The organism is Curtobacterium sp. NPDC087080 (assembly GCF_044745105.1).
In the GTDB taxonomy this organism is placed as follows: domain Bacteria; phylum Actinomycetota; class Actinomycetes; order Actinomycetales; family Microbacteriaceae; genus Curtobacterium.
Genome location: NZ_JBIUZP010000001.1, coordinates 81,489 through 94,861 on the forward strand (window position 1 = coordinate 81,489; position 13,373 = coordinate 94,861).

At 73.9% G+C, this 13,373-nt stretch carries 10 protein-coding genes; 2 read left to right on the forward strand and 8 right to left on the reverse strand.

Translation table 11 applies throughout. The features are described 5' to 3' along the window. Window positions 1-18: 18 nt before the first annotated feature. A complete protein-coding gene (locus ACIPEQ_RS00395) occupies window positions 19-825 on the forward strand; it encodes a hypothetical protein (RefSeq protein WP_402713375.1) in 807 nt (268 codons plus the stop codon). A 99-nt stretch (window positions 826-924) separates the two neighbouring features. On the opposite strand, the gene ACIPEQ_RS00400 is transcribed toward ACIPEQ_RS00395, so the two are convergent. Together ACIPEQ_RS00400 and ACIPEQ_RS00405 are read right to left on the reverse strand one after the other, a co-directional pair. Next, window positions 925-2,229, reverse strand: a complete 1,305-nt coding sequence (locus ACIPEQ_RS00400; RefSeq protein WP_402713377.1) for an LLM class flavin-dependent oxidoreductase — start codon at window positions 2,227-2,229, stop codon at window positions 925-927. Between the two features lie 2 nt (window positions 2,230-2,231). Next, on the reverse strand, window positions 2,232-3,635 hold the full coding sequence (locus ACIPEQ_RS00405; RefSeq protein ID WP_402713379.1) for an O-acetylhomoserine aminocarboxypropyltransferase/cysteine synthase family protein: 1,404 nt from the start codon (window positions 3,633-3,635) through the stop codon (window positions 2,232-2,234). 104 nt (window positions 3,636-3,739) lie between these two features. Between ACIPEQ_RS00405 and ACIPEQ_RS00410 the strand changes: the two genes are divergently transcribed. Continuing rightward, window positions 3,740-4,327, forward strand: coding sequence for a uridine kinase (locus tag ACIPEQ_RS00410; RefSeq protein WP_402713381.1), 588 nt, complete (start codon window positions 3,740-3,742; stop codon window positions 4,325-4,327). On the opposite strand, the gene ACIPEQ_RS00415 is transcribed toward ACIPEQ_RS00410, so the two are convergent. The 6 genes from ACIPEQ_RS00415 to ACIPEQ_RS00440 all read right to left on the reverse strand — a co-directional run bounded on the left by ACIPEQ_RS00415 (window position 4,324) and on the right by ACIPEQ_RS00440 (window position 13,363). Next, on the reverse strand, window positions 4,324-4,875 hold the full coding sequence (locus ACIPEQ_RS00415) for an NUDIX hydrolase (protein WP_402713382.1): 552 nt from the start codon (window positions 4,873-4,875) through the stop codon (window positions 4,324-4,326). The two genes, ACIPEQ_RS00410 and ACIPEQ_RS00415, sit on opposite strands and share 4 nt — an antisense overlap. Window positions 4,876-5,058: 183 nt before the next feature. Then, the gene (locus ACIPEQ_RS00420; RefSeq protein WP_402713384.1) at window positions 5,059-5,772 is read right to left on the reverse strand and encodes a M50 family metallopeptidase; all 714 of its coding nucleotides are present in this window, start codon (window positions 5,770-5,772) and stop codon (window positions 5,059-5,061) included. Window positions 5,773-5,915: 143 nt separating this feature from the next. Then, complete coding sequence (gene glmS / locus ACIPEQ_RS00425; RefSeq protein ID WP_402713386.1) at window positions 5,916-7,781, reverse strand: glutamine--fructose-6-phosphate transaminase (isomerizing); 1,866 nt, start codon at window positions 7,779-7,781, stop codon at window positions 5,916-5,918. Between the two features lie 418 nt (window positions 7,782-8,199). After that, on the reverse strand, window positions 8,200-10,911 hold the full coding sequence (locus ACIPEQ_RS00430; protein WP_402713388.1) for an AAA family ATPase: 2,712 nt from the start codon (window positions 10,909-10,911) through the stop codon (window positions 8,200-8,202). 505 nt (window positions 10,912-11,416) lie between these two features. Then, window positions 11,417-12,202 (reverse strand): inositol monophosphatase family protein, encoded by a 786-nt coding sequence (locus ACIPEQ_RS00435; RefSeq protein ID WP_402713390.1) that lies wholly within the window; start codon window positions 12,200-12,202, stop codon window positions 11,417-11,419. A gap of 18 nt (window positions 12,203-12,220) precedes the next feature. After that, window positions 12,221-13,363, reverse strand: coding sequence for a hypothetical protein (locus ACIPEQ_RS00440; RefSeq protein WP_402713392.1), 1,143 nt, complete (start codon window positions 13,361-13,363; stop codon window positions 12,221-12,223). Between the last annotated feature and the right edge of the window lie 10 nt (window positions 13,364-13,373).

Here is a 13,373-nt window from a genome sequence, read left to right on the forward strand (position 1 = left end):
CGAACGAGAGGTGTGCGCGTGGTGCAGGAGATCGCGATCCGGGTCCGTCTGCGAGAGCAGGACCGTCTGGGGCTGGCGGAGTACGAGCGGACCGTGGGGTCCGTCGCGACCGTCGCCGCGGTCGTCGCGTGGCTGCCCTCGCCCGAGATTCGGCTCGTCGTCCGCGGTCGCGGGGCCGAGCCGGTTCGCCTCGAGACGGTGTCGTACGGCGGTGTGTTCGAGATGCTCGTCGTGCTCGACCAGCGCTCGGCAGCGGTCGAGCGCGCCGCGTCGGCAGTGGCGGCGCTCATCGCTTCGGTGCGGGACGACCACGTCGAGGACGACGACGCCGGCGTCGCCGGTGAGCTCGACCGCCTCGACCGCTCGGCGCCGCGGGGTCGCTCGGCGGTGGAGCGGGCGCTGCGCGGGTTCCTCGAGGGAGCGCGGGCCGACGTCCTGGCGCGCCGGACCACGACGCGGGTGCGGGCGGCGCAGGCACTGCTCCGGCTCGCCGAGGACGGTGCCGAACTCGTGGTGGAGCGGGTGGAGGACGCGCTCGTCCCGGTCGTCGCGGAGCAGGAGGTCGACGTGCTCGCGGACACCGGTGCCGCGGTGGTCGTCGAACCCGTCGACGGCTTAGCGCTCTCCGGCGTGCGCGCGGAACGGCCCGCGGAGGAGCAGCCCGACGGGGAGCAGCCCGACAAGAAGAAGGACAAGGGCAAGAAGAAGGACAAGAGCAAGAAGAAGTCGGACGAGAAGAAGTCCGACAAGAAGAAGTCCGACGAGAAGAAGTCCGACGAGAAGAAGGACAAGGGCAAGAAGAAGAAGTCGGGCAAGAAGAAGTAGGACCTCGCGGCCCCGCAAGACGCAACGTCGGCGGCTCTGCGCAGCGGTACAGCGCTGCGAGCAACCGCCGACGTTGCGTTTCGCGGGAGAGGGCGGGGGTCAGAAGTCGAAGAGGTTCGCCCGCAGGCCGCCGTCGCCGTACTCCCGACGCAGCAGCCCCCGGCGGCGCAGGACCGGCACGAGGTCGCCCGTCATCCGGTACACCTGCGCCGGGTGCAGGTCCCCGGACAGGATGAACCCGTCGTTGTCCGCGTCCGCGCCGAGCTCCTCGACGAAGTCCGCGAACTCCTCAGCCGTGCCGACGAACCCCTCGCGGGCACTGATCCGCCCGAGCCGTGCCTTCCGCGTCAACAGCTCACGCAGGGGCGCGTCGGGCGTCTCCCCGACCAGCCCCCGGACCGTCCCGGCGGACACGTGGTCGCCGAACGTGCCCACCGGGATCGGCGCGTCCAGGTCGAGCGCGAGCAGGTCCGTCTCCGAGTCGCTCGACCACGCGACCGCAGCCGCCCGGAGGTCGGCGTCGGACGGGTGCCGTGAGGCCGCGACGATGCGGTCGGCCTCCTCGGCGGAGGGCACGAGCACCGGCTTCAGGACGAAGAGCACCCGCAGGTCGTCCGCGCTCCGCCCGGCGTCGGCGGCGGCGGTCAGCACCCGCGACCGGTACGCGCGCACCGCCTCGGCCGTCAGCGGTGCGAGCGCGAGCTGCACGTCCGAGTGCATCCCGGCGAACCCGAGCCCACGCCCGGACCCACCGGGGGAGACCACGACCGGGTCACCGTCGAGCGGCAGGGCGTTGAGCGGTCCGTCGGCGGTGAAGTACGCGCCCTCGTGGTGGAACGCGTCGAGTGCGTCGCCGTCGGCGAAGTGCCAGTCCGTCGGGTCCCCGACGTAGCCGTCGCCCCACGAGTGCCACAGCCGTCGGAGCAGGGTGATCCACTCCTCGGCGCGGTCGTACGCGGCGTCGTGCGGCAGCGGCGCCGCCCCGACGTGCCGGGCGCTGCCGGTGTCGGTCACGACGTTCAGCCCGAATCGGTCCGAGGACAGGTGCGCGAGCGTCGCGGCCTGGCGTGCGGCGAGGTACGGCGGCGTGATGCCCGCGTTCACCGTCGGTGCGATGCCGATGTGCTCCGTGACGGCGAACAGGTACGGCGCGAGCAGCAGCGGGTCGTGCTTCGGGCCGCCGTACGCCTGCCGGATCCGCAGGTCCAGGGTCGCCGGACTGCCGAGCGAGATCGCGTCCTCGGCGATGACGAGGTCCATCCCTGCGTGCTCGAGCGCCCGGACGGACTGCTGGTACAGGTCCGGCTTCGTCCAGTCGTGGCCCCAGTCCCAGTCGGCGCGGCCCCAGGCCTGCGGGCCGAACCCTCGCGAGAAGAAGTACCCGAAGTGCTGCAGGTCGCCCACGGTCAGACCTCCTGCGCGACGACGTGGCCCCGGGGGACCGCGTGTACGAGGTCCGCGACCTGCCTGGCGGGGGTGGGGCGTGCCTCCAGGCCGACACCGTCGTCTCCGGTGGCCGCGTGGACCGCAGCCAGACCGCGCTCCACGTCGGCGAGCAGGTCGGCGACGTCCTCGATGCCGACGGACAGGCGGACCAGGCCGTCGCCGATGCCGAGCTCGGCCCGCTCGGCCGCGGTGCGGCCGGAGTGCGTGGTGGTCGCCGGGTGCAGCACGAGCGAGCGCACGTCGCCCAGGTGGGTCATCCGGCTGATCAGCTGCACCGCGTCGATGAAGGCGCGTGCCGCCGGCTCGCCGCCGGCGAGCGTGAAGGCGAACACCGACCCGGCTCCCCGGGGCAGGTAGCGCTGGGCGAGGTCGTGGTACGGACTGGAGGCGAGACCCGCGTGGTCGACGCTCGTCACCTCCGGCTGGCGCTCCAGGAAGGACGCCACGGCCAGCGCGTTCGCGACGTGGCGCTCCACGCGGAGCGACAGCGTCTCGATGCCCTGGCGCAGCAGGAAGGCGTTGAACGGAGACGGTGACGGGCCGATGCGGGCGGCGACGACGTCGCGGGCGAACACGACGAACGCGCGGCTGCCGTACCGCTCGACGTAGCTCTGCCCGCCGAGGGCGCGCTCCGGGGTGGTCAGGTGCGGGAAGCGCTCCGGGGTGCGGCCCCAGTCGAAGCGACCGCCGTCGACCACGAGCCCGCCGAGGCCGGCGCCGTGGCCCGACAGGAACTTCGACGCGGAGTGCACCACGACGTCGGCGCCGTGCTCGACCGGGCGGACCAGGTACGGCGTCGCCAGGGTGTTGTCGACCACGAGCGGCACGCCCGCCCGGTGCGCGGTGTCGGCGACGCCCTGGATGTCGAGCACGTCGTTCTTCGGGTTCGGGATCGTCTCGGCGAAGAACGCCTTCGTGTTCGGGCGGACCGCAGCGGCCCACGCGTCGAGGTCGCGCTGGTCGGCGACGAAGTCGACCTCGATGCCGAGTCGGGCGAGGTTCTGCAGCAGCAACCCCTTCGTGCCCTCGTAGATGCTCCGTGCGCTGACCACGTGGTCGCCGGCTTGCAGCAGCCCGAGGAGCGCCACCGTCACCGCCGCCTGACCACTGCCGACGAGGATCGCCTCGGCGCTCCGTTCGAGCAGCGCGACCCGGCGCTCGACGTCGGCGTTCGTCGGGTTGCCCAGACGCGTGTAGGTGTACCCGTCGTCGGTGCCGGCGAAGCGCTCCCGGGCCTGGTCGAAGTCGTCGAAGAGGAAGCCCGAGGTCATGTGGATCGCGGGCACCCGTGCGCCGTGCGCGGTGTCGGGCAGGAACCCGCCGTGCACCTGCTCGGTGGCGAAGCCGTGGCCGTCGTTCGACATGGGGTCCTCCTGCGTGGTCCGTCGTGCGGGTACTTTCGCAGGCCGGACGGGTCGGCGGCGTATTGCGGCGTCGGGTTACGGGCGAGTTCTGTCAGGGTGGACGCGTGCATGGTGGCAGGACGAACGTCGAGACCCTGGCCGACGAGGTCCGGCGAGTTCGCGCAGCGGCGGGTCGTCCCGTCGTCGTGGGAGTCTCCGGCTTCTGCGGATCGGGCAAGTCCACGCTGGCCAGGGCACTGGTCGGCAGGGTGCCGGGCGCGGTGCGGATGCGCGGGGACGACTTCCTCGACCCGGCGCTGTCGCACGCGCGCTCGGACGACTGGTCCGGGGTGGACCGGGTGCGACTGCGTGACACGGTGCTCGAGCCGTTCCGGGCGTCGGCCGGAGGGTCCTTCCGCCGGTACGACTGGTCGGCTCGGGGCCTGGGCGCCGCAGAGCGGCTCCCGGGCGGCGAGGTGCTCGTCGTCGACCTGATCGGGCTGTTCCACCCGGAGACGCTGCCCTCCATCGACCTCACCGTCTGGTGTGACCTGGACCTCGAGACGGCAGTTCTCCGCGGCCAGCACCGCGACCGAGTGCTCGGACGGGACCACGAGCGGCTCTGGAACGACGTGTGGGTCCCCAACGAGCGCGACTTCGCGGCACGCTTCGACCCACGCGCCGCGGCGGCCGTACTCGTCTCGACGCGCTAGTCGTCCGCGCCGGTGCCCTGCGGTGCGGCGGGACCGGCGAGCAGCGCGGCGAGGCGCCGGTCGAGCCCGGACGCGAGCGGGGCGGGCAGCGCGTCGACCGGGAACCAGCGGACGTCCTCGCTCTCGTGGCTCACGGCCGTCGGTGTCGAAGGGGCCGCCGTCGCGACGAAGCCGACGTCCCAGTGCGCGGCGCAGGAGAACCCGCCGTGCAGGTCGTGCCGGTCGAGGTCGGCCACGGCGTCCTCGTCGAGCTCGAGCCCCGCGATCCCGGACTCCTCGCGCGCCTCGCGCCGTGCCGCTCCCGCGAGGTCGTGGTCCTGCGGCTCGAGGTGTCCGCCGAACTGCACCCAGAAGCGACCCTTGCGGTGCAGGCAGAGCAGCACGAGGGACCGGTCGGGCGAGAACACGAAGCACGACGCCGTCAGGTGCTCCGGGCCGAGCGTCCGGTCGATCGCGGCGTCCCCCGAGGCACGGACGAACGCCGTGAACCGCTTACGGTCGGGCGACGGCGCGTCGGTGAGTGCGGCGAGGGCATCGGCGGGTCGCATCCGACGATCGTGGCACGTCCGGCTCTGCTCTGGTGCACCTGGTCGGGCGGCTGGTGCGACGATGTGGTCGTCGCACGACAGCGGAAACGTCGTGTTGTCGCTCGGGTCGCTCGGAGGCGCGGCTGGTGCGACATCGTGGTCGTCGTACGACAGCGGAGGTGTCGTACGAGCACGACCGAACCGTCAGAACAGCGCGCGCACCCCGGCGGCGACGGTGTCCCACGAGGCGAGCAGCGGCTCCCGGACGAGCCACACGACGACCCCGTTGACGACCACGAACAGCACGAACCACAGCACCGCCGGGACGCGCATCTCGGCGGCGGCGATGTGGAAGTCGGTCTGCACCCGCGCGCCGGTCAGCAGCCAGCGCGCGACCTGCACGAGGGACCGGAGCCCGTCGACCAGGAACGCCGCACCCACCGCCGCGACGACCAGCACGGTGACCTCCGACGGACGGACCGCCACCCAGAGCGCGAGCGCGTCGAAGCCGACCACGACGAGCAGTCCGAACCAGTTCCGCACGAACGCGAGGGCCACGAGACCGACCACGGCGAGCACCGCCACGGGCAGCCACCGCGACCCGTGCAGCACGCCGGTGACCAGCAGCACCCCGGCCCAGACCGGCGCGCTGTACCCGGCGAACAGGTTGAGGATCCGCACCAGCCAGCGGATCGCACCCGGTACCCGCCCGAGTCGGACCCAGGCCTCGCCGGAGCCGTCGGGGTGCAGGTCGATCCGGTCGATGCGCCCACCGAACGGCACCACGACGACGCAGTGTCCGACCTCGTGCACGATGGTCGCCGCGATCCGGGCGACGCGGCCGACCAGGGGCACGAACGGCAGGACGGCGCCGACCAGGACGGCGACGAACACGAGGGGTGGGGCTGCTGCGGTCAAGACGCCAGGATGACAGCGCCCACCAAGAGGACCCTGACCGCGCGGGCCGTGGTGTCAGCGGACGGCGTCCTCCACCACGACGAGCGCCACGACGACGACGGTCGCGACGACGGCGAGCCCCGTCAGGACGGCGAGGAACACCGTCACCCGGCTGCGCTGCGTGTGCCTGGCCATCCGACTCCCACCGACCTCTCGGGAGCGCGGGGCCTGTCGACCGCACAGCCGAGCTGCACGGCGAGCTCCCGGGCGAGCATCTGCAGCGGCACGACCGCTTCGACCGGTCCCCAGGGAGCGAGGGGTCGTCCCCACGCCAGGTCGGTGCCGTCCACGCGTCCGGCGATGACCGGCAGGTCGGAGCCGGCACCGCCGATCGTGACGACGAACCCCCCGCGGGCGCGCACCTCGGCGACGGCGGACCGGATCCTGGGGTCCCCGTGGTCGACCACCACGACCGGCGTGCCCTCGTCGACGAGCGCGAGCGGTCCGTGCCGGAGCTCGCCGACCGCGCAGGAGCGCACCCACCGGTAGGCGAGCTCCTCCACCTTCAGCGCGCCCTCGGCGGCGTAGGGCAGCCCGTGCCCGCGGCCGACGAAGAGGAACCCCGGAGCGTCCCGCACGGTCGCGGCGAGCAGCGGGACCCGCTCGGCGGCCACCAGCGCGGCCGTCGCCATCCGGTCGGGCAGCTCCGACAGCTCGTCGACCAGGGCGGCGGCTCGGGCCGGTTCGAGTCGGTCCGAGGCGACCAGGGCGGACAGGACCGCGGTCACGCCGACGACCACCTGCGCGGTGAAGGACTTCGTCGCGGCGAGCCCGACCTCGGGCCCGGCGTGGCAGTCGAGCACGGCGTCGGCCCGGCGAGCGAGCGACGAGTGGACGTCGTTCGTCAACGCGAGCACCGGGACCCGGTCGTCGAGCCGGTCGAGGGCCCGGAGGACGTCCGCGGTCTCACCGGACTGGCTGATGGCGACCACCAGGGTGCCACGGCCGAGGACGACCTGGTCGACCTCGCTGGCGGCGACGACGTCGGTCGGGACGCCGCCGAGGGTGCGGGCGGTGCCGGCGACGACCTGACCGGCGTGCAGCGAGGTGCCGCAGGCGACGACGGCGAGCCGCTCGAACGCCGGGAGCCCGAGACCCGCCCAGGTGCTGCCGTCCGCGGTGCGGTGCCGGACGCGGTGGAGGAGGTCGGTGACGACGCCGGGCTGCTCGGCGATCTCCTTGGCCGTGTGGTCCGGGTGGTCGCCGAGGTCGACCTCGAGCGCACTCGCGGCGAAGGGTGACGCGGTGGGGAAGGGTACCGGTACGGCGATCCCATCCGAGGACCAGCTCCACGCCTCGCCGAGCTCCACGACGTCGCCGTCGCGCAGTGGCACGAAGGTCTCGCACCACTCGGCGATCGTGCCGACGTCGCTCGCGACGAAGTCCCCCCGGGCGGAGCGCGCGACGACGAGCGGCGACCGGTGCGCCGCAGCGACCATGCGGCCGTCGCGGGCGTCCAGCACGACGATCGCCCACGAGCCGCGGAGCTGCGCGGTCGCGATCTGCACCGCGAGCACGAGGTCCGGGTCGACCAGCAGGGCGCGCTCGACGAGGTGTCCGATCACCTCGGAGTCGACCTCGGACCGGAACACGTGCCCCTGCCGCTCGAGCGTGGTCCGGAGGGTCGCCGCGTTCTCGACGGTCCCGTTGTGCACCACGCTGATCCGTCCGGAGCAGTCGGCGTGCGGGTGCGCGTTCTCCTCGCGCACCGACCCGCAGGTCGCCCAGCGGGTGTGCCCGATCCCGACACCCGTCGCGGCCTCCTCGGGCGTCCCGACCGTGGCCCGTGCCGCGAGGTCTGCCCGGAGGTCCGCGACGCGCGAGACCGACCGGACCGTGGCGATCCGGCCGGCGGCGGTGCGCAGTGCGACCCCGACGGAGTCGTGGCCCCGGTACTCCATCCGCTCGAGCCCGTCGAGCAGGAAGGGGGTCACGTCGTCGCTCACGCGGGCCGCGATGATGCCGCACATACGGTGTCCGTTCAGGTGGGGGACCGGCCCGGTGCCGGGGAACGGCACCGACCGCCGCCGGGTCTGCCGCGGGTCCGGGGCCGTCGACGGACCGTGCCCGCCCGCGGATCAGGTGGGGCGGAGACGGTGGGTCGGCGGGTCGGGTACCGGACGGTCGGGGATCGCGGACGGGCCCTTCCGGGAAGGGCTCGGCGGTCGGTGCACCACGAGCCTCGTCCCGCGGCACCGCCGTGACAAGCGTCCGGGCCGCCTCTTGCGGTTCACCGCGTGAGCGGTGCGAGCCGTCCGCCCGCCGGTGCGGACCCACGCAAGTCGGTCCGGTGGCCGACGCTGCGCGTGACGGACGGGAGGCCCGGTACCAGCCGGTACCAGGCCTCCCGTCCTCGGGGTGGTCGCCTGGCGTCCACCGGTCGCGCGGTCAGCCGAGCAGCGCCACCAGGTGCGAGCGCGAGCGCGCACCGACCTTCCGGTAGATCTGCGTGAGCCGCAGCTCCACGGTGCGCTGCGACATGAACAGCGACGAGGCGATCTCGCGGTTGCGGTAGCCCTCCGTCACCTTCTGCACGACGGCGCGCTCCTCGGCGGTCAGCTGGGTGAGGACCACCGACGCGTCGGGCGCGCTCCGCGGCGAACCCGGGACCGGCGCGGAGAGCACCGGACCGGACCGCAGCGAGGTCGGCGCCCCGAAGGGCGGCATGACGGCCGTCGGGGCCGGCGCCGCGAGCGGTCGACGGAGCCCGGCGGCCTCGTACGCGGCAGCCGCGGCGGCGCTCAGGCGGGGCCGTTCGGTGTCCGTGCCCACCGCCGCCAGGGCGGCGAAGGTCCGGGCGCGCTCGTACTGCGAGTCGTGCGGCTGGAACAGCTCGAGCGCGCGACGACGCGCCGTCTCGCGCGTCGCGTCGTCGGCGACGAGCGCCAGGCTCCTGGCGAGCACGAGCGCACCCCAGCGGGACGGCCGTGCGTGGTGGTCCGCCGCGAGGCGGGCCGTCGCGCTCCGGGCGTCGTCCACCCGACCGAGGCGCACGTAGCCCTCGACCAGGTCGCCCAGGTGCCGGAGCACGGTCGGGTTGCGCAGCGAGCGACCGACGGCGTCCGCCGCCTCGAGCGCGGTCACCGCCTCGTCCAGGCGTCCGTCGAGCAGCAGGACCCGTCCGCGCAGCGCGTGCAACCGGGCCGTGGTGCCCCAGAGCAGCACCGTGGAGCGGAGCGCCAGGCAGCGGTCCACCACCTCGAGCGCCTCGTGGGTGCGGCCCTCGGCGAAGTGCCGCCACGCGACCGCCACCGCCCGCGACGGCTCGCGCAGCCGCTGGGCGGACAGGGCGCTCCCGGCCTCCCAGGCGTCGACCGCGCGCAGGGCCTGCCGGAAGTTCCCGGACCGGAGCTCGTTCTCGGCGGACAGGTAGCGGGCGCCCTCGACCCAGACGGCCTCGGTGTCCTGCCCACGGGCGACGACGAGGGCGAACACGCGCCGTGCACTGCGGTACCGCTCCGCGAGGCTCAGCGCGTGCGCGACGAGCAGGAGGGCCGCATCGGACATCGCCATCAGCCGGGGCGTCGCGAGGCCGTCGTAGAGCTCCGTGTCGGCGGGCAGCGAGCCGTCGAGTGCGGCGACCACGCACTGCACGGCGCCGGCGATCTCCGCGGTGCGCGGGGTGATCACCGGACCGAGCTGCTCGACGCGGGCGAGCAGGTCACGAGCCTGGTCCAGGTCCCACGTCTCCGCCCGGAAGCTCGCGACCATCGCCAGGAGCCCGGCGGTCGCGGGGGCTTCGGGTGCCTCCGCGTCCACGGGCACGAGGAGTTCGTCCGCGTGCACGGTCTCACCGCGCAGGTACTGCACGGAGTACAGGACCCGCAGACGCCGGACCTCGTCCGCTGCGCGCCGGAACGGACGCATCGCGGTGAGGTAGCGCGCGGCGAGCCCGAGCAGGCGCTGCGCGAACAGGGCCTCGACGACCGCGAGCAGTGCCGCGCGCTCGTCCTCGCCGCCGGAGCCGACGTGCAGGGCACGCTCGGCCAGGGCCACCGCGGCGTGCGGTGCACCGTCGAGGACGTAGCCCTCGGCGGCGGCGAGCAGTGCGACCACGTCGGGGACGTCGTCGACGAAGCTCCGGTGCCACGCGGCGGCGCGGGGGTCGGTCTCGGCGCTCGCCGCGGCGAGCTCCCGGTGCAGGGTGCGCCGGGTGCGTGCGGACGTCCGCCAGTACAGGGCCGACTGGAGCAGCGGGTCGCGGACCGCGACGGTCTGCCCGCGCACCACGACGAGCCCGGCGTCGGTGAGGTCGTCGACGGCGTCGCGGTCCCAGCCCGTGGTCCGCGCCACGGGGACGAGGGCGAGGCGCGCGAGGACGTCCGGGCCACGTCCCGCGTCGGCGTCGGTGTCGGTGGGGCCCTCGACGGCGTCGAGGGTCAGCGCTGCGATGGCCTCGGTGGTGGCGGTCGGGCGCAAGGGCAGCACGAGCGGCTCGGTACCGGCGAGCTGCGCCGTCGAGAACGCGTCGAACTGCTCGCGGAGCGCGCCGGGGTTGCCGCCCGTGGCCTCGGCGAGGATCGCGAGGACGCCGTCGTTCGCGCCCTCCGGTGCCATCGTCCGGGCCAGCGCCAGGGACTCGTCCGTGGTGAGCGGCTCGAGCCGCAGCACGGGGAGCGCCGCGAGCGGGCCGTCCGACGGCACGGTCCGGACCGTCGCGACCAGGCGCAGCGCCGTGCCGGCGAGACGACCCGCCAGGAACGCGATGAGCTCCTGGCTCTCGACGTCCATCCGGTCGAGGTCGTCGATCAGGACGACCGTCGGCGGCAGGGTCAGGGTCTGCACGGCCTCGAGGAAGTCGTGTGCCGCGGCCAGCCCACTGGTCGCGCCGCCGGCCTGCAGCAGGTGCGCGATGTGTGCGGTGGCCCGCGGGTCGTCGAGTGCGGTGAACAGGGAGGTCACGCCGGCCAGCGGCCAGCGGGACTCGCTCCCGTTGACCCCGACCCGCACGACGGGGAGGGAGACGCGGTCCGCGACCGCGTCGAGGACGCTGCTGCGTCCGGAACCAGGGTCGCCGACGACGACCATCGCGGACTCACGAGGGAGTGCTGCGAGGGTCGCGATCCGGTCGACCTCGAGACGGCGACCGGTGAGTGCCATGACTCACCGGCCTCCGGGTCCGGCGGCGAGGACTGCGGAGGGCGTCCGGTCGGCAGCGTGGCGGGAGGCCACGGCGACGGACGGGATCCGCGCGGCGTCACGGGCAGGGACCGTGGCGACGGACGGACGCGAGGCGGCGACGGAGCGCGCACCAGGGCTGTCGGTGAGATAACGCGGACGACGAGTGAGGGTGCACTCGGTTCCGCCTGGGAACGATGAAGTCATCGTCTGGACCACCCCTCGGGTCAGGGTTTTTCGGACGAGTAGGGAACAGCGGACCCGACACGGTCCGGGTCTAGGGAACCCGGTGCGCCTGATCAGCCGTGAGCACGATAACCCGCCGGTCGGACGCCGACGGAGTGCTCGTCAGCACACTGTCCGCCGTCCCTGGCCCCAGTCCGGGGGGTCTCTGGCCCTTCTGGGGGTCCGACGCGGGGAGGCGGGTGCGCCCAGGGGACAAGCGGGGTACACCGCGTTCCGCCGTCGGTGCGGACCGTTCGCGGGACTACGAGCGCCGGATGACGTCCACCACGGCGTCGTGCACGAGGCCGTTCGTGGCGAGGGCGCTGCCGTGCCACGGGCCCGGGTCGCCGTCGAGCGAGGTGAAGCGGCCACCGGCTTCCTCGACGATCGGCACGAGGGCCGCGATGTCCCACGGCTTCAGGTCAGGTTCGCCGGCGACGTCGAGCACTCCCTCGGCGACGAGCATGTACGACCACATGTCGCCGTACGCCCGCGTGCGCCAGACCTTCCGGGACAGGGTGACGAGGGCGTCGAGCCGGTCGTCCTCGTCCCACTGCTGGATGCTGTTGTAGCTGAGGCTCGACTCGGACAGCTCCGCGACGCCGGACACCCGCAGGGGACCGTCGGTGGAGTGCGCGCCGAGGCCCTCGGCGGCCCACCAGCGCTTGCCGAGCGCCGGGGCGCTGACGACGCCGAGCACCGGACGGCCGTCGACGGCCAGGGCGATCAGGGTGGCCCACACCGGCACGCCCCGCAGGTAGTTCGCGGTGCCGTCGATCGGGTCGACCACCCACTGGCGGTGGCCTTCGCTCAGGGCGTCGGCGCCGGTGTCCGCCGTCGTCTCCTCGCCGAGGAACGCATCGTCGGGGCGTTCGGCCGCCAGTCGCTCGCGCAGGGCGCGTTCGACCGCCTGGTCGGCATCGGTGACGTGCGTGCTGTCCGCCTTCGTCGTGACGTGCAGGTCGGCGGCGCGGAACCGCTCGAGGCTGATCGCGTCGGCGGTGTCGGCGAGGGAGCGGGCGAAGTCCAGGTCGGCGCTGAGGTCCACGGAGGTCAGGGTAGCGTCCTAGGCCGCCACCACCTGCTCCTCCTCGTAGCGCGAGACGGCACGGTCGCGGGCGATGCGGGTGCGGCGCGCAGCGAGTCCGTGCACGAGGACGCCGAGCAGCACGGCGACGACGAGCCACAGCACGAGCACGACCACCGACCGTGTGAGCGACGCCCCCGGGAAGTACACGAGGTCCTGCGCGGCACCGAGCCAGGCGGCCCCGCTCCAGAACGTGTTGAGCGCTGCGAAGAACCCGGGCTGGAACGACGGCTGGAAGATCCCGCCGGAGCTCGTGAAGTTGAGCATGACGAAGAGCATCGTGAGGATCGGCGTGGTCCACCGGCCGAGCAGCGGGTGCAGGCCGACGCCGAGGGCGACGATGACGGCGTCGTACAGCCAGGCGAACAGGAAGACCTGCCAGCGGTGGTCCGGGATGACGCCGTAGAGCGGCCCGGCGACGAGCACGCCGATGCCGGCGACGACCCCCGCGGTGGCGGCGCCGACGACGACCGTCCAGAGCGCGCGGAGCTTCGCGGCCGCCGCGGCGACGGCGATCGCCGAGGCGTACCCGCCGACGCTCAGGCCGACGAGCAGGAAGAAGAGCCCCTGGCCGGTCGGGTCCTCGTCGCCGGTGGGGACGACGTCGTGCACGGTGAACGGCAGGTGCTGCTCGTACGCGATCGGCAGGAAGACCTTCTGCGCCGCGGTCGCGGTGGTCTCGCTCGCGGCCGTCGAGACGTAGAGCACGGCACCGTCGGTCGCGGGGGCGTAGACCGCGGCGAGGTCGCGGTCGCGTACATGCCGCTCGGCCTCGGCCGTCGACCCGACCACGTGCGCGACCAGCCGGCCGTCGGAGCCGTCGGTGACGGTCTGGGCGAAGACCTGGGCGCTGGGGCCCTGGCCGACGATGCCGACGGGGAGCTCGTGCGGGGTGGGGGCGTGGAAGGCGCCGAGGTAGGCGAGGCTCATCCCGACCGCGAGGAACAGCGGCACGAGGATGTGCGACCCGAAGGACCGCAGCGTGCGACCGAGGTGCTCGGGGCGCAGGAGCGCCGCCGCGAGCGCCGTCGACCGGGACGTCCGCTGCGGGTGCGGCGCCGCGTGGTCGCCGTGGTGGACCGGTTCTGGACGGGCTGTGTTGTGTTCTGCAACTTCGGGCACGAGGAGCAAC